Here is a 24,137-nt window from a genome sequence, read left to right as displayed (position 1 = left end):
ATTTTCGCTTGACAGTCCGTCAATATGATGATAAATTCAAAACGAAAAGCACTTGGTAATACCAAATACATTTTGGGGGCGGAACGATGGGATTCGACAAGATTGAGGCGGTCTCGCTCACGGATCAGTTCGTGCAGAAGATCGAGAGCATGATCATTTCCGGGGAATTGATGCCCGGCGACCAGCTGCCGCCGGCGCGGGAGCTGAGCGCGCGCATGGGCGTGAGCCGGCCGGTGATCTCGGCCGGCCTGATCGAGCTGGAGAAGATGGGCTTCGTGGAGATCGTGACGCGCCAGGGCGTGTACGTCAGCGATTACCGCAAGACCGGCTCGCTCGATACACTTACGGCGCTGCTGAACTATAACGGCGGCGTCATGCGCGACGATGAGGTGCGCTCGCTTATGGAAGTGCGCAGCGCGAACGAGTGCCTGTGCGTGAAGCTGGTGGTCGAGCGCGCCACGCAGGCCGAGCTTGACGAGCTCGCGCCCATGCTGGACGCAATCAAGGACGCAAAAACCGACCAGGAGGGCGCCGAGGCGACGTTTCAGTTCCACCATGCGCTGAGCGTTTTGTCGCGCAATACGTTTTTGCCGCTGCTGTATAACTCCATCCACAGCTACGGGCTGCACTTCTGGAGCCTGTACCGCCAGCGCTACGGCGCCAACCGCCTGTATCAGAATAAACTCGAGCTCTACCGCGCGCTGCTCGACCGTGACGCCGAGCGCGCACAGGCGTTCACCTCCGATATGCTCGACAGCGTTGCCAACGGCGCGTTCTCGCTCTATAGTCATCCCGATCAGACGTCACACAGCGTATGAAAAAACCGCAGGGCCCGGTCGGGCTCTGCGGTTTTTGACAGCCGGTTGGGAAGAAGAGGCGCTATCGGGCGGCTCATGACCGACGGTCTATCCGGGACGTGAAGGGTGGCCGCGCACCGGGCGCCAGGGAACGTACACGGCAGGTGAGCTCCCTCTGTGGTATTACCACGTGACGCAGCATCATCGTAACCCGAATCTCCACGGATGGCAAGCGGAAAATGCAAAATTGATAAATAATCAGCAATGTGTTCCTGCGCGATGGTCGGAAACTATGAAAAACATAGAATTCACACGCCGGCTTTTCTGGTAATACCAAATATCCAGCCGTGGGCGAGCGGCACGTTCGCCGTTTGCGGTGCGCTTGCCGGGCCTGCATGGGAAGTACGCGGCCGCGTCAGATGACGTAGTCGTTCGCGGCGCGTGCCGTCTGCTGCTCGAGCAGGTCCTGCAGCGTGATGCCGTCGAGGTAGTTGCAGATGACGCGCTCCAGCCCTTCCCACATGGGAAGGGTGGCGCACTCTCCGCAGCGCGGACATGGATTCGGATGCTGGTCGAGGCAGGCCACGGGCGCGAGCCCGCCCTCGGTCAGGCGCAGGATCTCACCGACGGTGTAATCCTGCGGGGCACGGGCCAGCCGGTAGCCGCCCTGATAGCCGCGCGTGGTGCGCAGAATGTTGGATTTGCCCAGCATGGGCACGATCTGCTCCAGATATTTTTTCGAGATCTCCTGCCGCTGCGCGATGTCCTTGAGCGCGACATAGCCGTCGCCCTGATGCGTGGCCAGATCGAGCATCATGCGCAGGGCATACCGGCCTTTTGTAGATATTTTCATGGGCAGTCCCCCTTTAAATTACATACTATAATAATAACATATGCTTACTAGGCTTTCAAGCGGTTTCTGGCGCACCTGCGCAGGCGGTCGTCCTGCTTGACAGCGGCTTGGCAAGCCACTATAATAAGGACAGATTTCCGGCCGGGACGCGCCGTGTGCGTGCATACGGCCGGAAGTCTGTGCGTTTAGCGGCAAATTATGCGCTCGGAGGGGCTCATGGACAGCAGAAAGAAAAAGCTCACGCAGTATGTCGTGCCGACGATTCTCGGCAACTGCGCTTATTTTCTCTTTACGATCATCGACGGCATTTTTGTCGGGCAGGGCGTCGGCACGGATGCGCTCGGCGCGGTCAATCTGGTCTGGCCGTTTGTGATGGTGCTCAACGCCATCATCATGCTCACGGTCGTCGGCGGCGTGACGGTCTCGGCCGTGCGCATCGGCCGCGGGGACATTGCCGGCGCAAATCAGGCGTTCATGCACTCGCTTGCCGGCACGCTGACGGCCGCGATCATTATGACGCTCATCGGCACGTGTCTCACGTCTCAGATCGCAACGCTGCTCGGCGCAAACGAGACCTATCATCGGCTCGTGTGCGACTACCTGTTCTGGTATTCGCTTTTCGCGGTGCCGTCGGGGCTGATGACGTTCATGAACAACTACTGCCGCAACGACGGTTCGCCCGTGCTCGTAAGCGTGGGCTCCACGATCGCGACGGTCATCAACATCTTCCTCGACTGGCTGTTTGTGTTCCCGCTGCAAAAAGGACTCATGGGCGCGGCCATTGCGACCGGCATCTCGCAGACGTGCGGTATGCTGATCGTATCGACGCACTTCATCCTGCGCCGCGGCCAGCTGCGGGTGGGCCGGTTTTGTTTTTCGGGCAAGCTCGCGCGCAAGCTGCTTTTGCGCGGTACGCCGGAGGCCATCGCGCAGTTTGCCGTCCCGGTGGCGACACTGTGTACGAACTACGTCCTGCTTGGCCGCCTTGGCGACATGGCCGTGAACGCCTATTCGATCATCTGCTACGTGGCGTCGTTTTCCGCGGCCATCTTCATCGGCGTCTCGAGCGGCCTGCAGCCGCTGCTCGGCCAGAGCTATGGTGCGAAGGACGCGCAGGAGCTCCGGTGGTATTTTCGCGCGGGCGTGCTCATTGACCTGATCGGCAGCACGCTCATCAACGTGGTGCTGCTGTTTGTCGGCGGGCCGATCTGCAAAATGTTCGGTGCCGATGCGTTGACGCTCGCCTGCACGGTGCAGTACATGCCGCGCTATGCCTGGGGCTTTATCATCATGAGCGTGAACACACTCATATCGGCCTATCTCTATTCGACCAAGCGCACGAAGCAGGCGGTCATTTTGAACCTGTGCCGCAGCTTCCTGCTTGACAGCGCGGTCATTTTTGCCGTGCCGGCCATTTTTGGCGGCAACGCTGTCTGGCTGACGATGGGCATCTATGAGGGGCTGGCGCTGCTGCTCGGCGTTGTGCTCCTGCGCACGTCGGAGCGCAACGGCATCGTGTTTCGCTGAAACTGCATACGAAACGGCCGCCGGTTTCTGACCGGCGGCCGTTTGCTGCCCAAATTTATTTGCCCACGCAAAAGCGCGCGAAGATGCGGTTCGTGATGTCCTCGCGGATGGAGGCGCCCGTAAGTTCGCCGATGGCGGCCATGGCCTCCTCAGCCTCCGTGAGCACGGCGTCGGGCGTCACGCCCAGCAGCATCGCCTCGCGCGCGGCGCGCAGCGACTCCAGCGCGCGGCCGATGGCCTCGGCATGGCGAGCGTTCGTGAGGATCTCGCCGGCCGGCGCGTCCGGGGCAGGGAAGCGCTCCGCGACTGCCTGCTCGAGTGCCTCCAGACCCGTGCGCTCTTTTGCCGAGAGCACGCACACGGCGTCAAACTGCGCCGCCAGCGCGTCCGGCTGCACGGCGGCGGGCAGATCGGCCTTGTTGAGCACCGCGATGCGCACCGGCGCTGCCTGCGCGGCCGCGATGACCTGCCGGTCATCATCGTCGAGCGGCCGCGCCGCGTCAAACACCGCGATGGCGAGCGCCGCGTCCGCCGCTGCGTCCAGTGCCCGGTGCACGCCGATGGCCTCCACGGGGTCGGCCGTGTCGCGCAGCCCGGCGGTATCGGTCAGGCGCAGGAGCACGCCGCCGAGCGTGACGCGCGCGTCGATCGTGTCGCGGGTCGTGCCGGGTACGTCCGTCACGATGGCGCGCTCGTAGCCGAGCAGGGCGTTGAGCAGGGAGGACTTGCCCGCGTTTGGCCGGCCGAGGATCACGGCCGGAACGCCGCCGTGGAGCACATTTGCGCGGGAAAACGTGTCCAGCAGTCGCTGGAGCTGGTCGATGCAGTTGGTCAGCGTGGCCTCGTAGGCGCTGAGCTGAAAGTCCGGGATGTCCTCGTCCGGGTAGTCGATCACGGCGTGGTAGTGGCTGGCGATGTCCTGCAGCGCATCATATACGGCCTGCGCGCGCCGCAGCACCGCGCCGCCGAGCTGCCCGGCGGCATTTTTCGCATCCAGCGTGGTTTCGGCGTGGATGAGGTCGATGACGGCTTCTGCCTGCGTGAGATCCATGCGGCCGTTGAGGAAGGCGCGCTTCGTGAATTCACCCGCCAGCGCCTGCCGCGCCCCGGCGGCGAACAGCGCCTGCAGTCCCGCGCGCAGCACGGCCGGCGAGCCGTGGCACTGCAGCTCGGCCGTGTCCTCGCCGGTGTAGCTGTGCGGGGCGCGGCTGACGGTGCACAGGCAGAGGTCGAGCGTTTGGCCGTCGGTGTCGCAAAAAGCGCCGTAGACGAGCTTGCGATCCGGTGCTTCGGACATGGGGCGGCCGTTCGCCGGGCGAAACACGCGGTCGATAACGGTGAGCACCCCGTCACCGGACAGACGTAGGATGCCGATCGCGGACAGGACGTTGCCGGTCGCAATGGCGGCGATCGTATCAGACATGAGAAAACTCCTTTGCGCAGATCGGCGGAGCCGCTGGCTCCGCCGATCCGATCGTTTTATGATTGTGTTTGCGAGCGCAGGCTCGCTTCCCGCAGCCGCATGAAAACCGTGGCGGCCTGTGCGCGCGTGGCAAGTCCGCGTGGGTTGAAGTAACCCCGCTCATCACCGGCGATGATCCCGGTCGTGCGCATGAGCTCCACACCGTCGCGCGCCCAGTCGGAGACCGCGTTCATATCCCGCAGCGTGACAGGGTCGGTGATCGTGGGAAGTGCTTTTCCGGTGCTCTGCACATAGCGCGCGATGATGGTCGCCATCTGTTCGCGCGTGATCGGCGTGTTCGGTTCAAAGCGCCCGCTGTCCATACCGTTGACGATGTTTTGCTGCGCGGCCCATTCGACATACGGCGCGTACCAGCTCCCGGGCGTGACATCGGTGAAGGAAACGCTCGTGTAGTCCGCTTCGTTGATCTGCACAAGCCGGCCCAGCACCGTCACGAACATGGCGCGCGTGAGCGCGTCATTCGGCGCGAAACATCGGCCGCCGACGCCGTCCATGAGACCGTTGGCAGCAACGTATTCCACGGCATCAGCATACCATGCACCGGCGGGCACATCCACGAAGCGCGTGACGGAAGCGCTCGCTGACACAAGCAGCGAGACGGTCTGCTCGCAGGTAATGGTCGCCCGCAGATTTTCACAGGCGATGTAGCGGTGCGCCGTGTGCAGCGCGCCGGAGGCGGCCTTTTTGCCGTCGGTCGTGTCGACGAGCACACCGGCGGAAATGGTCACGCCAGCGCTCCCGCTCAGAACGGTGAAGCAGTCGCCGGTCTTGAGCGCGACCGTGCTGCCGGCGTTGAGCGTGCAGATGCGGCTCTTGGCGGCGGTGCTGTGCAGCGCCGCGTCATGCGTCTGCAGGGCTTTGTCCAGTGCGGCCTGCGCGGCGGAATGCGCCGTGGCCTCGGCGTGGCTCAGCACCGCAGACGACCAGCTGTCCACAAAGCTGTGCGACAGCAGCGGATCCTGCCGACTGCCGGCGTCGGCAGCCAGAGCGGGCGCCGTGCCGGCAAGCAGCATCAGCGTCAGCAGCAACGAGATCAGTCGCTTGATTTTCAAGGGGCAGACCTCCTTTGCGGGCTGTCAGGCCTTCTTGTTCTTCGCAGCGCGGGCCTCGGCCTCGTCCTGGCTTTCGGCAATGTAGTAGCCGAGCGCCAGCAGGCTGTCGGAGAAGTGGATGTTTTCGATGATCGGGTCGGCATCTTTGATCTGCAGTTCCGTGTTCGTGAAGTTCCAGATGGCCTTCACGCCGACGGAGCAGATCTCATTGGCGACGTCGTTGGCCATGGCCCTCGGCACACAGAGAACGGCGACGTCCGGCTGGAGCTCGGCAAGAATGTTGTCGAGCGTGGAGAAGTCATGCACCACGATGCCGTGCATTTCCTTGCCGATGAGGTCGGGGTTGATGTCGAACGCGGCCTTGAGGGTGAAGCCGTACTGCTCGAAGCAGAAGTTCTCCACCAGCGCGCGGCCGATGTTGCCGACGCCGACCAGAACGGCCGAGTAGTTGCGATCCATGCCAAGGATCTTGGCGACCTCGCCGCGCAGCGCCACAACGTTGTAGCCATAGCCCTGCTGGCCGAACTCACCAAAGCAGCTGAAATCCTGACGGATCTGCGAGGGGGTCAGGCCCATCTGGCGGCCCAGCTCGCCGGAAGAGATGCGCTCGATCCCGGCAGCATTCAGATCGTCAAGCTTCCGGAGATAGCGGGGCATTCTTCTGATGACATTGTTCGATACTTTGATACGTTTCACGAGTCATTATCCTCCTGATGGCAAAAGACACCATATTGTTAAGAAATACATCTGTTTGTTACGAAAATAGCAAGGTACAAGCAGACAAGATAAATTATAACACACGTTTTCGCGTGTTTCAAGTAAATGGTTGCCAAGGATGCTCGAAAAATTGTGGTTTTTTGTCGTCGTTTTGCAGCGAATGATTGAAAAATGGCGAGTGGGGGAGCGGGAGCGCGTGCAAGTGAAAACCCGGCAGGCGTTTGCCTGCCGGGTCAAAGGAGCCGATCCTGGTGTTCAGTTTTCCGGAAGGCCCGTCAGCCGGCAAAACTCTGCGGCGGCGTCGGGCACGCGGTAATACTGTGTATCCGTGCTGCTGACGAAGACCACGTCCTTGCCGTCGCACCAGACGGTCACACGTGTGGTCACGCCGTCGGCGCTGGTCTCTTCCAGCACGCACAGCGGTGTCCGGTCGGCATCGAGCGGCTGTACCGGCTGCGTCCGCACCAAAAGCGCAGACAGCGCCTCGATGGTCTTGCGGTCGGAGATGTGCAGTGTCGTGCTGTCCGCGCTGCTTTCCGCCGGGACGGAGAAGAGCAGACTGCTGACGCTGTCGTCGAGCACCGGCGCGCTTTCCGGAGCGGGGAGACTGTCCTGCTTCCGACCATCCGCATCCTCTTCCTTAACGGAGGGAGACAGGGTCACGGTTGGCGCCTGCGCATTGTCGAGCGCGGTGTCGGCGCCGCTCGGCTGGCTTCTGTGCGGCACGAACCAGAGCGTTGCACCGAGGATCAGCGCGAGACACGCCGCCATGACCGAGATCGGCAGCAGGGGAGACGTACGGCCGGCGGCCGGGCGCTTTCGCGCGGCCGGCCGGGGCTGAGCAGCCCTGCGAATGGGCGTCGGCTGCACATGCCGCGCCGGGCGCGCCGGGGCGGCGGAGCGCGGCGGCATCGGCACGGGCTCCTGACGCACCTGCTGCATGATGCGCGCGGTCAGGTCGGCGGGCGGCGCGGCGGCCGCGTCACGGACGGCGGCCTGAAGCGCCAGAAAGTCGTCATAAACGCGCTGACATTCGGGGCAGGTGCGCAGATGTGCGCGCAGTGTCTGCACCTGCTCCGGCGGCAGTTCGCCGTCGAGCAGCTGGCTGATCTGCTGCTGGTAATGTTCACAGGCGCTCATCCGTCTGCACCTCCCTTCGTCTGCTTTGACGCATATCGGTCGGGAAGGTTCCCGTCGGCGAGCAGGAAATCGCAGAGCCGCCGCCGCGCACGGAACAGGCGCGATTTCACCGTGCCGGCCTCGAGGCGCAGCACCTTGCCGATCTCGGCATAGGACAGGCCGTCGAGCTCGCGCGCGACGGAGCGGCACATTTCGCTGCGGGTCAGCTGCTGTTCCGGGCCGACGCTCTCGTCGGCGGGGAGGTCGAACTGCGGCTGCTCGTCGTCGTCCTCGGAGGCGGTGAGCGACACGGTCGGGTGCCGCCGGCGGCTGCGCAGGAAGTCGATGCACACGTTCGTCGTCAGCCGGTAGAGCCAGACGGAGAACTTGCTCTCGCTGCGGAACGTGCCCAGCGCCCGATAGGCGCGCAGGAACACCTCCTGCGTCATGTCAGCGGCGTCCTCCTCGTTGCCGACGGTGCGCAGGGCGAGGTTATACACTTGTTTCTGGTAGGCGACGACCAGCGCCTCAAAGGCGTTGGTGTCCCCGGCGCACACCTGAGCGATGATGCGCCGTTCCTCGTCCCGGTCCATGGTTTCCTTGCCTTTCTGCGGTCAGTCCCGCAAGTCGCGCTGGATGGCGCGCGTGATGCGCCGCAGGTCGTCGAGCGTCTCGACGTGCACGACCTCCTGCTTGTAGGCATTGGCGTGCGGCACACCGCGCAGATACCAGCAAAACTGGCTGCGCGCCTCGAGGCACGCCAGCCGTTCGCCCTTGATCTCGGCGGCAAATTCGATCTGATGCAGTGCCGCCTCGATCCGCTCGCGCAGCGGCGGCAGCGGCGGCTCCGGCTCGCCGGCGATGGCGGCGTTGCCGCGTGCGAACAGCCACGGGTCGCCGAAGCTGCCGCGGCCGACCATTGCCAGATCGGCGCCGGTGTAGCGCAGGATGTGCGCCGCGTCTGCGCCGGAAAAAATGTCGCCGTTGGCGATGACGGGGATCGTCACGGCGCGCTTGACGTCACGGATGATGTCCCAGTCGGCGCGGCCGGCATACATCTGCACGCGCGTGCGCCCGTGCACGGCGATGGCGGCCGCGCCCGCCTGCTGGCACATCTGCGCAAAGGCCACGGCGTTGACGTTTCCGCCGTCCCAGCCCTTGCGGAATTTCACGGTCACGGGCACATCGACGGCCTTGACGACCGCCTCGATGATGCGCCCGGCGAGCTCGGGATCGCGCATGAGCGCCGAACCGTCGCCGCTGCGGATGACCTTGCCCACCGGGCAGCCCATATTGATGTCCAGAATGTCCGCACCGGAGTATGCCAGCGCCATGGGCGCGGCCTCGGCCATGACCTCCGGCTCGTGGCCGAAGATCTGCACGGCGGCGGGGTGCTCGTCCGGCGGCGACCAGAGCAGCTGCTTCGTTTTTTCATCGTGATAGACCAGCGCCTTGGCGCTCACCATTTCCGTGCAGGTGAGGGCGGCGCCCTGCGCGCGGCACAGCGCGCGAAACGGCGCATCGGTCACGCCCGCCATGGGCGCGAGCGTGAGCGGGCCGCAGATCTCGACGTTTCCGATCTTCACCATGCGATCTCGAGCTCCACGGGGCAGTGGTCGCTGCCGTAAATGTCGGAAAGGATGCTGGCCGTCTCGATCTTTTCCGCCGCGCGGTCCGAGCACAGGAAGTAGTCGATGCGCCAGCCGGCATTGTTCTCCCGCGCGTGGAAGCGGTAGCTCCACCACGAGTAGGCGTCCGTCTCGTCCGGATGCAGGGCGCGGAACGTGTCCGTGAAGCCGGCGTGCAGCAGCTCCTGAAACTTCGCGCGCTCCTCGGGGCTGAAGCCGGGGTTGCCGACGTTGCGCTTCGGGTTTTTCAGGTCGATCTCCGCTGCGGCGACGTTCATGTCCCCGCAGATGACGACCGGCTTGTGCCGGTCGAGCGAGCAGACGAATTCGCGGAACGCATCGTCCCAGCTCATCCGGTATTCCAGCCGGCGCAGACCGTCCTGCGCGTTCGGCGTGTAGACGCATACGAGGTAGAATTCCGGGTATTCGGCCGTGATCACGCGGCCCTCGAGATCATGCTGCGGCAGGCCGAGGTTATACTGCACGTCGAGCGGCTCGGCCTTCGTGAACACGGCGGTGCCGGAGTAGCCCTTTTTCTCGGCGCTGCACCAGTACTGATGGTAGCCCGGCAGGTCGAGCGCAATCTGCCCGGGCTGGAGCTTCGTCTCCTGCAGGCAGAAAATATCCGCGTCCAGCGCGCGGAACGTGTCCGCAAAGCCCTTGGTCACACAGGCGCGCAGCCCGTTGACGTTCCAGGATACAAGTCGCATTTCGTGTCCTCCGTTTTCACCGCTACGCAGCGGTTGATCGTGATGCCCTGATCGTAGAATTTCGCCTCATAGTCGGTCATGACGCCGACAGGGCCGTCGGCGTGCAGGTCGTGCGTGACCTCGCGCAGCTCCCAGCCCTCCTGCGCGAACTGCTCGAGTGAGAAGGCGAACAGCGGGTCGTTGTCGGTCTTGAACCAGATCTCGCCGCCGAGCGGCAGCACGTTTGCATACAGCGCCAGAAAGCCCGCATAGGTCAGGCGTCGCTTGTGCTGGCGGGATTTTTTCCATGGGTCGGGGAAGTTGATGTAGATGCGAGAGACCTCGCCGGGGGCAAACATGTCGAGCAGGTTGGCTGCGTCCCGGTCGAGAAAGCGCACGTTTTCGAGCCCGCGCTCGGTCACGCGCTCCATGCCGACGACCATGGCGTCCGGAACTTTTTCAATCGCGGCGAGGAAGATATCCGGATTTTGCGCCGCAGTGTCCGCTGTGAAGCGGCCCTTGCCGCAGCCGAGCTCCAGCTGCAGCGCCTGATGGCCGGGGAAGTGCTCCAGCCAGTGACCGCGCAGCGCCTCGGGGTCAGTGATCAGCGTGGCCGCGCAGCGCTCCATGCGAGGGACGAGGTTGGGCTTTTTTCGCATTCTCATAGGTTGATGCTCCTGTCATAACAAGTCCTGATTTGATGTTTAGAGCATACCACACGCGCCCGAAAACTGCAACGCAGAAAACCGTTGCGCATTTCTAAAGAATATGTTAAACTTTATTTTATGCAAATTGCGAAATTCCATATCCGGGTGTAGCGCAGCTGGTAGCGCGGGTGGTTTGGGACCATCAGGCCGCAGGTTCGAACCCTGTCACTCGGACCATAAGTCCACCGTAATTTTGATAGAATTACGGTGGACTTTTTCTATGCCCGAAAACCGCTTGAAATCAGGCTTTTCGGCTATTTCGGCACATAAGTGAACCCCGCTGCAGAGCAATTCTGCAGCGGGGATTCGTGCGTTTTATGGGGATTGCAGCTTTCTGCTCTGCTGTAATCGTTAAACAGCCGAGTAGTCGTTGACCTACTGGGGGTATTCGTTAAACAGCAGATTTGGTTATTTACCGCTCAAGCTCCTGCCTTACTCGCATCGAACTGCTTTGATGCGGTAGAAAGCAAGAGCCTTCTCCGGGGTCCAAACCGCCGAAAAAGGCATAAAGCAAGGGCTTTCGAGGTCAAATACTGACTTCGAAAGTCCTTGTTTGCTTTATTTGGAACAACTAAAAAGTTAAGGTTATTCCACAAACAACTCCGGTGTATTGAAGCGAATGTCTGGAATTTGCTGCACAACTTCGTTGTCTCCACAGTTTTCCAAATCGTTTTTGACATGAACATTCCCTTCACCATCAACCGTAAAGTACTGTGGGTGTGCCTTGATGTAAGTTGCAGATTCACGAGAAAAACCATACCGCTGCAATTGAATGGTGACTTCATTGGTAGTGCCGTATTCAACATACTCATACCAATTATTCCTGTTAAGTGATTTTTCGCCGTGGACACGCTTGTATTCATTGGAAAAGCGCAAAAAGTAATTAGAAATGCTAAATAGGATTACATTTTCTATTACCTCCAGCGTATTGGCAAATACAATATTTCTGTGTTCCAACGAGTTTTTGTCGTAATACTGCTTCGTATACCTGTTGATCCAGAACTTTTCGGGGTGTCTTTCTTGGTATTCCACAGCTCGCCGCATTATATAGTTTAGGCCCTTGCCTTCCATCCATTGAACCAATATGACTGCATACCAACGGAGCTTAGTGTAGTCACCATCCTCATCGCATTTTCCAAGAGTACTGTACTCATACCGTTTCCAATCAAAAATATCGCCCAATCGGATTAGAAAGCCAAACACTTCGTCAACGTTGAAGCTGCCATTCGACTCCGGCAATGGATAGGCGAATGTGGAATCTGCCGAAATAGCTGCACGCAATTTTCGAGTTTGATCGAGCGAAATGTTTATATCACTATCGATGATAGGGGTATACTGAGAAAAAATGTTCTTTATTTTTTCTTCATCGCCGTCTTTCATGTACTTTCTGAATTCTTGTTGAATCAGACTATCATTATCATGCAGGATATCTTTCAGAAGAATAAGGCCAAACTTTCGCATCATGATGTATTCTTCTTCGGGTTGGTCGTCGTTGTATTTGTCAATAACCGAACTACCGCTTAAAAGGATTTCTATTATTCGCTTTTTATGTTTTGGCTTCAAATCCTGCACCAAAGAAAGATGTTGATCCGGAATCCCTGATTTCAATTTATCAAGGTATACGTCCTGTTTATTATTTCGGGTCTCATCGCTGATCATGAATACATTGCCGGAGAGATTGTACTGTATTCGACCGACTCGGCCAACGAGATTTCTAAAATCAACGTCCGTCATCTGCGCACGTCCGCTGTAATAGCTTGTGATAAACAGGTTATCTGCAGGTAAATTAACACCTTCGACTAATGTGCTTGTACAGAACATCGCCGTAATCTTTTCGTCTTTGAAGAGTTTTTCAATCCTCATACGAATCGCCGACGGCAGGTATCCTATATGATATGCAATACCTTGCTCCAAGAGTCCTGCCAGGAAATAGTCCCTATGCACTTGGTTGCGAACATCTCGTGCCAATTCTGCAAGCTCCGGATCGATCTGCTTTTGGGTTCCACCATCAATCTGTTTCTGTAACTCTGCAAATGTAAGTGCAGCATTGATGGCTTTATCCTTACTACTAAAATACGCAATCATTCTGCTTGTGCGTTCGCCACTGTTTTTATAGAACAGCCCCATGAGCGGAATGACGCCGTCTTCGGGATTGGCATTTATGGAGCAGATGTACTCCAGAGTTTTCAGATGGTCATTATATATGTAAATCTGCTTCGTTTTCAGATTTACAAGAAACTTAAACTGAACCACCGGAGAGAATGCTGAAGCAATAGCATTTTGCTTATCGTATTCACCAGAAGCTAAAAGGCTCAAATACTCCTGTGGATTGGGTATATTGGGTGACGCAAAGATAAACTTAGGTTTTGCAGTTCGTCTGCTTAGTTCATCCACAACTGAATAGTAAAATGGTGCTCTGCTGTTGCGCCCTGTCATTTTATGAGCCTCATCTATAAAAAGATAATCCAGCACGAAATCCGGTTTGTCATTAAGCAGATAAAGCAAGCGTTCCGGTGTCAGGACAAAAACAAAATTATGATCGGGGTGGGTTTCTAAGGCCATATCATTAGCAGAAGAAACCACATGATACTGATTTTCATCCAACAAGTTTTCGAGGTCATTTCGAATGATTTCGCTTCGCACTTCGTTTATAAGTGCTTTGGTCGGGACAATCAGCGCATAATTCTTCTTTTTACCGGCCAATATCTGTTCTTTAATAAACATACGCATGATAAACGACTTTCCCATAGACGTGGGCGCTGAGTAACTAAAGCACGCATCATCCAAATGCTCGTAAACCTTTCGCTGTTGCTGAAAGAACTTCTTTTCAGGAGCGGCAGGAACAGTAAGGTACAAGTCGCTCAATGTAGAAAACAGTTCATCCATCACGGTAGGCTCAACATACTGTGATTGCACGAGTTTTCTTCCCATAAAGTTCCCCGTGCTTGTCAATACAGACCCAGCATAATAGTGTACAACTTCATCATCTGGGTACAAAGTAAGCAACATGGTAATAATCTCATGCGCCCAAATTTTGTGAGAATCAGCCTTTTCTACATGAGTTGATTTCGAAAGAAGGTCTGCAAATCGCAATGCGTCATCCACATTAACACCGCGCAGTTGTTTAATGTTGGTAATTTGGAGCACCGTAATCGCATAGTTGTAAAGGATATTCTTATAAAGCTCATTCAGGTAATCATTTTCGTCTATTCCCTGGAAGAGGACATCTCCAAGTCGCATTTTTTCGTGCTGGTTCATATCGGAGCCCCTCCTCTCAATACGGCATCCATAATTTGTGCTTTTTCCTGTTCGGCATCATTGAATGGGACAATATATACATAAAACGAGTGTCCTGTCAATCCTGCTGCGGAAATCTTCTCTGAGATATAACCTGCGTGCTCTCTGATATCGCAGAGCATTTTTTGCTCTGCAAGAGCCTCAAAATCATCGCCGCGCCCGGTAGGGTTCAAGCCCAATTGATACCCCAAGAAAACACCGTATGCCGTGTCATATGTTTCCGGCTTTCCTGGTTGCGGAATGAGGACATCACTAAGCAGGGCAACCTCTTCCTGGTTGAAGAACTGATCTAAAACCGTTTTCTGTACCATTAATATTTCGCGACTCTCATGGGAGTCAATCTTGCTAATTGTTTCAAACGCACGGTCGATAGCTGTTTTGACATCATCCACAATATTGGATGCACCAAAGACCATTTGAAACTTTGTGTTTTGGGGCAAATCACTCGGTGATAGTAGATGAATTCCTTTGCACTCGCTGCGGAATTGTGCCATTTCCGTGTATAATTCCACGCGGCTCATAAGTTTGGGCGCTTTCAATTTCTCCTCAAGAAACGCATATACAAGGATTTCATCCAGCATATTTCCTGTTCCCTCGGCAGATGATCCGCCGTTTTCAGCCATGATGCGCATAGCTTCGGATACGGCAGAATCGAGGTCATCATTTATACGATAATTCTCAAGCTGTGCTCTGGAGAAAACATAACGCGCAAGGTTTCTACGCAAAAATACCTGTAAATTATCTGTCGACAATCTGTTTCCACGCATTGCGGTGTGGAAGAAGCGGATATGATTAGCTTTGGGCAGATTGAGTCCCTCGGAATGCTGAACCTCTACAAAAACGCTGTCCAAGGTTAATCCACTATTTTTTATTGTCGCTGAAATAGATTCGCTCATTCTTTCGGTCCTCCAATCTGCCGCATATAATTAGTTCTCTTTTGAAGCTATATCAGAGTTGGGCGCTTCATAAGGCTTTCCGTCCTTGTTGTAGGTCAGATTAAATACAAGGTCGGATAACCATTTCTTAAATGATGGATTGTCCTGAAACTGCTTGAACAGCTCCATATTGTCCGCCATAATCGAAAAGATGACCTGCTGCAGAGCACGTTCGCTTTCCAAGCGCGCACTCTGCTCATCAGAGTTTCTCATGGCATTCTGATATTTTTCGTCCTTAGAGACCATGGCCGGTATCTCAAGGATCTGCCGCCGCACGTTATCCGCATCATTCCAATTGATGTTACCAAACATATCATTGAAATTGGAGAGAATGACAGACAACAAATCCATTTCAGGTTCAACGATATGCCCAACCTTTCCCGCCGGTACGGGAGCCACCTCCGTATCGGTATCTTCCAGGCGAATGGACATGACCTCACGCGCCTCGTTGCGGTAACTTTCGAGGTCGATCGTTTCAAGAATCCCCTGCGAAAGATCGTCCTCTCGCGGAGACGGCAGCTTTGGTATCAGCAAATTAAGAAAGATGGACAACCGTTCCCAGTCTGCGTTACCATACGGCAAAATCGCTCCGAGAAAGCCATATGTACGCACGAACGCCTTTGCTGCGCTCTTAAATTTAATCTGATCATCCGTGTCAAACTGCTTGTAAACGGCAGTACAGGCATCTAATGTGGGATCAAGTTTGTCGCGATCCGCTCCATCCAGGTACAAATTGACAAGCCGCTCGACATCTTCGTTGGAGAACACCTGGTATTCCTCCATTGTTGCAACCAGGTCGTATAGCTTGTTCGGATCGGTTTCGCCGGACAGAATCGTGGTGCGGTAATATCGCGAAAATGATTCCTGAATCATCTCCGGCTTGTTTGCAAAGTCCAATACGAAGGTATCGTACTTTTTCGGGCAGCAGCGGTTCAAGCGGGAGAGCGTCTGTACCGCCTTGATGTCATAAAGCACCTTGTCCACATACATGGTGTGGAGTAGCGGCTCATCAAAGCCCGTCTGAAACATATCCGCAACTATGAGAATGCGATATGGGTCTTTTTTGAACTCTTTCGGTATCTTAGCATCCGGGAAGCCGTTCAATCCGGCAGAGGTGAGCGGCGGTTCCTGACCTTGATACTTGTTCTCGCCGGAAAAGGCGATGATCGTTTTATATGGACTGTGCCTATCCGCAAGGCATTTATTGATGGCGTAATAATATTCGATACAGCGAGGAATGCTGGAGGTCACGACCATAGCGCGAGCCTGCCCGCCGATTTTTCCTTTGGCAATGACTTGTTCGTGAAAATGATCTACCATCATAGCCGCTTTCTTGGCAATGGTATAGCTGTCGCTTTCCACAAAGCTGCGCAGCTTCTTCTGCGCCCGCTTCTTATCGAACATCGGGTCATCCTCGACGGTCTTCATCAGCTTATAGAAGCTGTCGATAGGCGTATAGTATTGCAGCACATCCAGAATGAACCCTTCTTGGATTGCCTGTTTCATCGTATAAACATGGAAAGGTCTGTGCTTGATATCGTCGCCGTCCTGATACGGAACGCCGAAGGTTTCCAGCGTTTTATTCTTCGGGGTTGCGGTAAACGCAAAGTAGCTGGCATTGTTCAGCAGTTTACGCCCTTCCATCATGGCGTTGATCTTATCCTCGTTATCCATCTCGTCATCAGAAGCAAGCCCTGAAAGTGCAAGGTTCATCTGCGCAGAGTTTCTTCCGCTCTGTCCGGAATGAGCCTCATCGATGATAATGGCGAAATGGTTATCCTTGTGTTCTGCTCCAATCTGTGGAACGATGTACGGGAACTTCTCAATCGTGGTCACGATAATACGCTTTCCATCTGTAATGGCTTTCGTGAGATCGCCGGAGTGCTCCGCCCATGCGACCGTGTTGCCGACCTGCATGAACTGCTTGATAGTATCCCGAATCTGCTTGTCGAGAATCCGGCGGTCGGTGACTACAATAACGGAATCCAGCATCGGGCGACAGTCCTGTTCAAGCCCAATCAGTTGATGAGCAAGCCAAGCGATAGAGTTGGATTTGCCACTGCCTGCGCTGTGCTGAATAAGATACTTTTTTCCGACACCGTTTGTTTTCACATCGGCAAGTAGCTTCGTTACAACATCGAGCTGATGGTAGCGGGGGAAAATCTGCTTTTCCTTTTTCTTTTTGGTGTCCTCGTCCACCTCGACAACGACCTGCGCGTAGTTTTCTATAATCAGCGTCAGCTTTTCCTTTGCAAGAATATCTTTCCAAAGGTAGTCAGTCATGATGCCATTGGGATTTGGTGGATTTCCTGCACCATCATTATATCCCTTGTCAAAGGGCAGAAACCAGCTGTCTTGTCCGGCAAGTTTCGTGCAGAACTTGACACGGGCATCGTCTACGGCAAAATGCACCATGCAGCGTTTGAACTGGAACAGCATCTCTCTGGAATCACGGTCATCCTTGTACTGCTGAACGGCATCATCAACATTTTGCTTTGTGATCTGATTCTTGAGCTCAAATGTAATAACCGGGAGACCATTGATAAATACGCACAGATCCAATGCCAGTTTGGCTACATCCTGTGAATAGCGGAGTTGTCGTGTAACGCTGAAAATATTCTTTTGGAACAGCTCCTTCGCTTTTGCGTTGCCCTCAGAGGGGGTCAGGTAAAACATGATCAGGTCGGCAGGGTATACTTTGATGCCGTTTCGCAGCACGTCAACTATGCCGCGCTTAGAAATCTCGCCCTGTAAGCGGTTGAGAAACTGTGCGTATTTTTGATGACTTTTCCGGATACCCAGCTTCTCTAATTGCTCCGGTTGCGTATCCTGCAGGAACCGAAAAAGCCGAGTCTCATCTATGGCGTATTCTTTGTTGTAGTCGGTGTTGGAGCCTTCTTCATATCCGTTGTGCTCAACAAGCCAGTTTACGATCAGCACTTCAAGTCCGCTTTCCTTTGTGTTTGTAAACATACATTTCCTCCTCTCCGATAAAATCAGAACGGCAATTCGGTATCAGGTTCTATAACCTCAATATCTGAAATTTTAGCAATAAAGTTGTTTAGTACAAGAGCCTGAGATTGTGGTGTCGATGCTCGGAACCAGCCCAAAAAATTCCTGACAGTCTCATTTGGAATATTCACTCTATTGTTATAACGGTAACCACAGTCAACAACACTGCCAATTACATCGGCATTTTTTTGAATCACCGTTTCAAACAGATTAGTTGTAAGTGCTTTTTCCAATCTGGAAATAAAAATTGCACAATCGGTATTGAATCGTGGTTCTGCCATATAAGATGTCAAAGACTCATAAATTAAATTGGTAAACTCCTGATAGATTTCCCTGTCCTCATCAGATATTTGCATATGAAGGAAATCGTGCTTTCCTATGGCCTCCCGTATAGCAGCAAAACTTGCAAAGCGATTTTCAGGCTTTTTCTCCATCATTTTATTCAGAATGTCATTGTAAGAGAAATCTGTCCGATCGCAGCTTTTCGAATTATCGATTAACCTCCGAAACAGTTCTGCCAGATAAAACATATCAGTAAGGTTGGTATAGATACCATCATAATATTCCTGCGGCAAAGTGTCAGATGCAGCACGATTAATATCTGTAACAAGGCTGTCAGCGTCGCCGTCATCTACTTTTGAAGCAATCTTTCCAATTCCAAAATCAATTACTTTCACCGTTCCGCTCTTATCTACGAGAATGTTTCCTTCACGAATATCCCGGTGAATGATTCCGTGCGCTTCTATGTAGCAAAACACATCGATAAGCTGCAGAAAAACATCATCCAAAGTGGTTTCTGCAAACGGGGCAAAGTAATCGCTGATAAAGTCCCCTATGTTTTCCCCGTCAATGTACTCCATAAGGATATAGCCCGTGTAAATATTTTCATAAGCATAATAGTTATAAATACGGACAATGTTTCTATGGTTGAGTTTGTAGAGAATCTTGATTTCATCAAGAAAATTCTTATAGAATTGCTCCTTAATTCCATCGTACTCTGGTTCATATTTTTTTGCGACAAACAGTTCGTCTATAAACGGGTCTTGGAGTAATACCGTCTTTCCGAATGAACCACCGCCGAGGTCATTATTGACCATAATGTAATCCTTCTGCTTTACAAAAGGAATAACATCTCCGTTTTGTTTAGCAACAGCCATGTTTAATCCTCCTGTTCTTCAGTACCTTCTTCACCATCGTCCTCATTATCCGCATCGGCATCTTCATCCACAAATTCGTATTCGGGGATTTCGATGCCACGGACATCAATCTTGCCAGTGACGGTATCAGCAATAATCTTGTTCTTATATTCTTCAAGCACAGCAACTTCTTCCGTCAACTTTTCGGTTGCGGCATCGTATTGGGGCAGTGCCTGCTTTATATGTTTGACAATGGCAATCTGCTCATCCGTAGGCGGGACAATGAATGGGATCTCCTTCATTTTATCCATTTGTAAATCCCACTGCCCAACACGAATGCCATCGGACGCCTGGGCGAAAAAATTCACATAAACCTTGCTGCGGATGGCATAGTGAAAATACTCCAAATTCTCAAAAGCAATGTCGAAGATGAAGTAAGCAGGGCTGACGATTCCGGTATAATCCGAAACGCCATAGGATCCTTGCCAAGCCTTCATCTTATTCATCGCAAACTGCCCTTTTCGCACAACTTTATAGCCGCTTAAATCATCAGGAATAAAATTGTGGTTAGCTTCCTTATCCTCGACATCACGGAGAATGACACCCTGTTCACGGACAACTGATAGTAGAGGAAATTCCGGGTGATTTTTCTCGCTTACCGGATGTAAAATCTGCCGAAGTTTTGTGACATTCCAATGGGCCGGAATATCTCCCAGCCACTTGACGCCACTATACTTCGTGGGCGCATCTGCTGTCAGCCCGCGAGTGATCGCATGGCTTACCGTTGAACGCTTCAGCGCATCAATCGCTTTGATTTCCTTTTTCTTGATATTGATCAGCTTATTGATGTTTGAAACCTTCCAGTCCAGAAAGCGCACAATCTGATCCTGCTCCTCACGGGGCGGAACGGGAACAGATGTCCTTTTTAATGCGGGCCAATATATATTTCGTTGAATCGAACCGACACTTTTCGAGTTAATTAGATACTGGTCTACCATGATTTGGGAACGCAGAAGGTAGTTTGCATATCTGCTGTTGAGCATATCATTCATGCTCAGAACAATGTATGCAGGACTAACAATTCCTGTATCAAATGATATACCAACGGAGCCCCGCCAAGCCTGCTGATTATTCAGGACAAAATCGCCGCAATCAACACGCTGGTACTTAGACAAATCCTTACTTGTTACATTTGTCCTTTTTTCTGCCTTTGCCGAAAATGGAATCACCCCAACATCTAAATAAACAGAAAGAAGAGGCAAATCCACACAACCACATATGGACTTTTCTTTCGCAAGCGCATACATCGGCAATACACTCCAATGACTTGGAAATGATTTGTTCCACAAAGATGCATAGGCTGTATATGATTGATATTTGCTCATTGCACGCCCTCCATGATGCAAGCCAGCAATCCGTCGGTTTCCTGCTCAAGGGTAGACAAACTACTCAAAATATCACTCATGTCTCGTAGCTCCACAGGCTTGTAAAAATACTTCGTAAATCTGATTTCATAGCCGATCTGGGTTTTCTTTTCGTCCGCCCAGGCATCCGATGCATAGGTCAGAACCTCGTTTTTCATAAATGCGTCAATTCCGCCCTCATAGGTGAACGGAATATTCTCCGTGTCGCGCAGATCAACATCCGGTTCACCCTCGATTGGCTGCGCGGCCGGGTCTTTCTCCGTGATAAAGGGGCGTACCTTTTTCAATGCGGCGGCTTTCAGCTTGGTAGCCTTGGCAAAGGCGGTCCAATCATCCAACGGCGCAGTTTTTGCGGCCTTTTCGATAGCCGCAATCACACTGTCGTATTCATCCGACTTTTTGAATGTGTTTGTCGGAATCGGTCTGTCGGGGTACACGCGCAGGCGCAGCGGCCGCTCCACCGTCACGCTCCAATAGCCGAAGTCCCAGTTGTTCAGTATCATGCTGACTTCGCTCTCCTCCATTGCGAGGAAAATGCGGACGATCTCCTTGCGGATTTCTTCGGTAAATTCGCAGTTTTTCTTGCCCATGTTCTTGCGCAGTGCCGACTTCATCGCCGTTGCGTCGATGAGCTGAATTTTCCCCTTGCGGCGTTCTTCTTTCTTATTGGAAAGCACCCAAATGAATGTGCCGATGCCCGTGTTGTAAAACATATTCTCCGGCACGGCGATAATAGCTTCCACCAGATCGTTCTCGATCATATAACGGCGGGCATTGCTCTCGCCGCTTCCCGCATCGCCCGTGAAGATGGATGAACCGTTATGTACCTCTGCAATGCGGCTGCCGAGGGGCGTTTCTTTCTTCATCTTTGCTACATTGTTCAGCAGGAAGAGAAGCTGACCGTCGCTCGTGCGCGGGATCATTGTAAGCTGCTCACCGCCGTCCAGATAAGCATTGAAACGGCTGTCGAGGATTTCCTTCTTGCCACCCATCTTTTCTGCATCGGTTTTCCAGCTCTTGCCATAAGGCGGATTTGAGAGCATGAAGTCAAACTGCCGGGTGGCGTTGCCGTCCAAGGACAGCGTTGAGCCGTAACTGATATGTTCTGCCTGGTCGCCGTCACCTTTGAGTAACATATCCGCTTTGCAGATGGCATAGGTTTCCGGGTTGATCTCCTGCCCAAAAAGGTGGATAGAAACATTTTTGCCGCGCCGTGCCGCCAGTGTCATAAGCCGATCCTGTGCAACGGTGAGCATACCACCCGTTCCGCAGGCCCCATCATAGCAGGAGTAAGTAGCGTCCTTGATCTGATCCGCAATCGGCATAAAGATAAGGTCTGCCATCAGCTCAACAACATCACGGGGCGTCCAGTGTTCGCCGGCTTCCTCGTTGTTCTCCTCGTTGAACTTACGGATCAGTTCCTCGAAAATCGTACCCATGCCGTGGTTGTCCAGACCGGGATGCTTGAGAATGGTCTTTTTTTCGTCTTTGTACACCGGGTTCGGACTGAGGTTAATATCCGAAGATATAAATTTTTCAATGACTGCACCGAGGATATCTGCCTCGATCATGGTGTCAATCTGATTGCGGAACTTGAACTTCTCCAGAATCTCCTGCACATTCGGAGAGAAACCGTCAAGATATGCTTCAAAATCCGTTTTCAATGTCTGCTTCTTCGCACGGCTGGTAAGGTCGCGCAGACGGAACGGAGACGCATTGCAAAAAGCCTGTCCTGCTACATTGCACAGCGCAGGCCACTGGTTATCGATACCTGCCGCGTCCAACTTTTTCTTCATATCCAGGACAGCCTCTTTACTGTCCTCCAAAAGAGCATCCAAACGACGGATGACCGTCATCGGCAGAATCACATCACGGTATTTACCGCGCACATACACATCTCGCAGGCAATCGTCTGCGATACCCCATATAAAACTAACTATTTGATTATGCACCTGATTGTCCATATTTCTTCGTTTCCTTTCGCTCTATAGTGAGCCACTATTATCATATCAAATTCGCTGCACAATAAAACGGTCTTAGTCGGCGTTCTCTGCTTTATCGTCGGCTGCGCCGCCGGAGCGAATCCAATCATCTACCTCTGACAGTTTGAACTTCCACAGCCTGCCCACCTTGTACGCAGGCATATTTCTTTTAGCGATCCAGGCAAGAATCGTTTCTCTGCCAACGCCGAGATATTCCTGTACTTCTTTAAGGGTAGACCACTTTTCAATATTCACATTATTTTCAGCCACTTGTTTTCCTCCTGACCTTAAGCTTTGAATGTAACACTAATAGTAAAGTCGAATACGAGTCTGCTGTCTGGAAAGCAATTATTTCCGTTAGAATCCTGCATTTCCCACACGCAGTTATAAGAGCCTTCAATGCCACGGGAGTCCGCTCCCGTGGTTATTTTTATAAACTCTTGAGGTTTTGTTTCCGGAATGTCTATTGTGAGCGGTGCGAATTGAGGCTTGATCTCATTTTGATTGGTGCAAACCAATTTTCTTCCGCTCCACAGGCATCGGCCTCGATTCTGTATGCTCCATTGATGAGTGAATTTCTGATAGCATCCGACTGCGTGACACCTGTCGTATTGTTCTACCCACAGATCATCACCGTCATAAAGGCGCTTTGGAATCTCGTAGCGAGCTACAGCCTCGGATACAACTGCATTCTCATATGCACTTGCAACAATACAGTCAACGGTGTCATCTTTGCTGCCTATAAAAACCGCAACCTGTCGAGCCATCGCAATACTTAATAGCTTTTTGTTTTTCTCCAAATTCGCAGGAATAGCAAAGGCATCGCACAATGCGGCCACAAACTCATCTTTTATATGCTTTTCGTAATAGTCCGCTATTTTAGATTCATCAACCGGCTTCGGAAAATGTTTCTTCATATTGCTGTTGAGACTCTTAGTTGTGCCACTATAGACCGCCTTCAAATAATCATCGGAATATTCACGGGTAATTCCAGCCGCCCTAAACAGTCCTTTCAAATATTGCGCCTGTGACGAGCAGGAAAACCAGTTCAGTTGCCCGACCTCGCAAAACTCCGAAAATACCATTAATTCACCGCCTTCTAAAAAGAACCATCAAAAAGAACCAAAGAACCTTGAGACCCTTCGCCGCACTATATTCCAACCACAAATTTGCCCAAGTATCATATAAATGGCGGTTGGGAAATGCCTGCGGAGACGGTTCCGAGGATTCAAAAGTCCTCTAAAACGTTTCTAAATGATTTTCACATTTCGTTATAGCATGAAAATATGAAAAAATCAACGCTTTCAAGGTGTTAATTCACATAAACCAACGATAACTCACTTTTAAGAGGGGGTCGCCAACGGCAGAGAGGTATATTCACCGGCCATGAATGATCCAGTGCCTACTTGCCACAAAATCACAGCTTTCTGTCTGGATTGGGACGCTGATATGAAAAGGAGGGACAAGCAGTGACAAAATCCGAACGTCGTAATTGGATTATCAACATTGAGAACACCGCTGCTACTGTCAGCGCCCAAGTTGGTCAAGCAGTAGTTGATTCTGTTTTCAAAAGATATGGTGCACATAGCGTTGAAGATTTGAATCCGAGTGACCTGCCTGATGTCTTTAGCGACCTGTATGCAATCGAAGCCGACCTCGGCTAAAGCGAATCGTCCTGAGCAAGACAGAAAACTGCTCACCGTCGGATACCGCATCACTTGATCGCTGATGGCTCAACGGTATCCGGCGGCACAAGTAAATAATGTAGCTGCCTTTTGA

Annotated in this window: 20 protein-coding genes and 1 tRNA gene; 4 read left to right on the top strand and 17 right to left on the bottom strand. The window is 53.2% G+C overall.

Annotation, left to right across the window (positions count from 1 at the left end; genetic code table 11):
* Window positions 1–86: 86 nt before the first annotated feature.
* On the top strand, window positions 87–818 hold the full coding sequence (locus OGM61_09620) for an FCD domain-containing protein (protein UYI84108.1): 732 nt from the start codon (window positions 87–89) through the stop codon (window positions 816–818).
* Between the two features lie 394 nt (window positions 819–1,212).
* Here OGM61_09620 and OGM61_09615 read toward each other — a convergent pair whose 3' ends face one another.
* Window positions 1,213–1,650, bottom strand: coding sequence for an Rrf2 family transcriptional regulator (locus OGM61_09615; protein ID UYI84107.1), 438 nt, complete (start codon window positions 1,648–1,650; stop codon window positions 1,213–1,215).
* Window positions 1,651–1,866: 216 nt separating this feature from the next.
* Between OGM61_09615 and OGM61_09610 the strand changes: the two genes are divergently transcribed.
* Window positions 1,867–3,177 (top strand): MATE family efflux transporter, encoded by a 1,311-nt coding sequence (locus OGM61_09610; protein ID UYI84106.1) that lies wholly within the window; start codon window positions 1,867–1,869, stop codon window positions 3,175–3,177.
* Window positions 3,178–3,232: 55 nt separating this feature from the next.
* Here OGM61_09610 and mnmE read toward each other — a convergent pair whose 3' ends face one another.
* From mnmE to trmB, 8 genes are all read right to left on the bottom strand, one after another.
* Window positions 3,233–4,600 (bottom strand): tRNA uridine-5-carboxymethylaminomethyl(34) synthesis GTPase MnmE, encoded by a 1,368-nt coding sequence (mnmE, locus tag OGM61_09605; protein ID UYI84105.1) that lies wholly within the window; start codon window positions 4,598–4,600, stop codon window positions 3,233–3,235.
* Between the two features lie 56 nt (window positions 4,601–4,656).
* The gene (locus OGM61_09600; GenBank protein UYI84104.1) at window positions 4,657–5,712 is read right to left on the bottom strand and encodes an S-layer homology domain-containing protein; all 1,056 of its coding nucleotides are present in this window, start codon (window positions 5,710–5,712) and stop codon (window positions 4,657–4,659) included.
* A gap of 24 nt (window positions 5,713–5,736) precedes the next feature.
* Window positions 5,737–6,408, bottom strand: a complete 672-nt coding sequence (locus tag OGM61_09595; GenBank protein UYI84103.1) for a redox-sensing transcriptional repressor Rex — start codon at window positions 6,406–6,408, stop codon at window positions 5,737–5,739.
* Window positions 6,409–6,684: 276 nt separating this feature from the next.
* Complete coding sequence (locus OGM61_09590) at window positions 6,685–7,569, bottom strand: zf-HC2 domain-containing protein (GenBank protein UYI84102.1); 885 nt, start codon at window positions 7,567–7,569, stop codon at window positions 6,685–6,687.
* Window positions 7,566–8,141 (bottom strand): sigma-70 family RNA polymerase sigma factor, encoded by a 576-nt coding sequence (locus OGM61_09585; protein ID UYI84101.1) that lies wholly within the window; start codon window positions 8,139–8,141, stop codon window positions 7,566–7,568. The genes OGM61_09590 and OGM61_09585 overlap by 4 nt, the downstream gene beginning before the upstream one ends.
* Before the next feature lie 21 nt (window positions 8,142–8,162).
* A complete protein-coding gene (dusB, locus tag OGM61_09580) occupies window positions 8,163–9,137 on the bottom strand; it encodes a tRNA dihydrouridine synthase DusB (GenBank protein UYI84100.1) in 975 nt (324 codons plus the stop codon).
* Entirely contained in the window at window positions 9,131–9,886 is a 756-nt protein-coding gene (locus tag OGM61_09575; GenBank protein ID UYI84099.1) for an exodeoxyribonuclease III, read from the bottom strand. Before OGM61_09575 ends, dusB begins: the two co-directional genes overlap by 7 nt.
* On the bottom strand, window positions 9,841–10,530 hold the full coding sequence (gene trmB / locus OGM61_09570) for a tRNA (guanosine(46)-N7)-methyltransferase TrmB (protein UYI84098.1): 690 nt from the start codon (window positions 10,528–10,530) through the stop codon (window positions 9,841–9,843). The genes OGM61_09575 and trmB overlap by 46 nt, the downstream gene beginning before the upstream one ends.
* Window positions 10,531–10,673: 143 nt before the next feature.
* Here trmB and OGM61_09565 point away from each other — a divergent pair.
* Window positions 10,674–10,749 (top strand) — tRNA-Pro (locus tag OGM61_09565).
* 408 nt (window positions 10,750–11,157) lie between these two features.
* On the opposite strand, the gene OGM61_09560 is transcribed toward OGM61_09565, so the two are convergent.
* From OGM61_09560 to OGM61_09525, 8 genes are all read right to left on the bottom strand, one after another.
* Window positions 11,158–13,830 carry a DEAD/DEAH box helicase gene (locus tag OGM61_09560; GenBank protein ID UYI84097.1) on the bottom strand — a complete coding sequence of 891 codons (2,673 nt, stop codon included), beginning with the start codon at window positions 13,828–13,830 and terminating at the stop codon, window positions 11,158–11,160.
* A complete protein-coding gene (locus OGM61_09555; protein ID UYI84096.1) occupies window positions 13,827–14,765 on the bottom strand; it encodes a DUF1837 domain-containing protein in 939 nt (312 codons plus the stop codon). Before OGM61_09555 ends, OGM61_09560 begins: the two co-directional genes overlap by 4 nt.
* Window positions 14,766–14,795: 30 nt before the next feature.
* The gene (locus OGM61_09550) at window positions 14,796–17,777 is read right to left on the bottom strand and encodes a type I restriction endonuclease (protein ID UYI84095.1); all 2,982 of its coding nucleotides are present in this window, start codon (window positions 17,775–17,777) and stop codon (window positions 14,796–14,798) included.
* Between the two features lie 23 nt (window positions 17,778–17,800).
* Window positions 17,801–18,973: a protein kinase family protein gene (locus OGM61_09545; GenBank protein UYI84094.1), complete on the bottom strand. Its 1,173-nt coding sequence runs from the start codon at window positions 18,971–18,973 to the stop codon at window positions 17,801–17,803.
* Window positions 18,974–18,975: 2 nt separating this feature from the next.
* Window positions 18,976–20,337 carry a restriction endonuclease subunit S gene (locus tag OGM61_09540; protein ID UYI84093.1) on the bottom strand — a complete coding sequence of 454 codons (1,362 nt, stop codon included), beginning with the start codon at window positions 20,335–20,337 and terminating at the stop codon, window positions 18,976–18,978.
* Window positions 20,334–22,340 carry a type I restriction-modification system subunit M gene (locus OGM61_09535; GenBank protein UYI84092.1) on the bottom strand — a complete coding sequence of 669 codons (2,007 nt, stop codon included), beginning with the start codon at window positions 22,338–22,340 and terminating at the stop codon, window positions 20,334–20,336. The genes OGM61_09540 and OGM61_09535 overlap by 4 nt, the downstream gene beginning before the upstream one ends.
* 72 nt (window positions 22,341–22,412) lie before the next feature.
* Window positions 22,413–22,628: a helix-turn-helix domain-containing protein gene (locus OGM61_09530; protein ID UYI84091.1), complete on the bottom strand. Its 216-nt coding sequence runs from the start codon at window positions 22,626–22,628 to the stop codon at window positions 22,413–22,415.
* Between the two features lie 17 nt (window positions 22,629–22,645).
* Window positions 22,646–23,443 carry an NBR1-Ig-like domain-containing protein gene (locus tag OGM61_09525; GenBank protein ID UYI84090.1) on the bottom strand — a complete coding sequence of 266 codons (798 nt, stop codon included), beginning with the start codon at window positions 23,441–23,443 and terminating at the stop codon, window positions 22,646–22,648.
* Window positions 23,444–23,827: 384 nt separating this feature from the next.
* Between OGM61_09525 and OGM61_09520 the strand changes: the two genes are divergently transcribed.
* A complete protein-coding gene (locus tag OGM61_09520; GenBank protein ID UYI84089.1) occupies window positions 23,828–24,022 on the top strand; it encodes a hypothetical protein in 195 nt (64 codons plus the stop codon).
* Window positions 24,023–24,137 lie beyond the last annotated feature (115 nt).

This window comes from Clostridiales bacterium, from assembly GCA_025757645.1.
Taxonomy (GTDB): Bacteria; Bacillota; Clostridia; order Oscillospirales; family Oscillospiraceae; genus CAG-103.
This window is presented reverse-complemented; position numbering and strand designations above follow the sequence as displayed.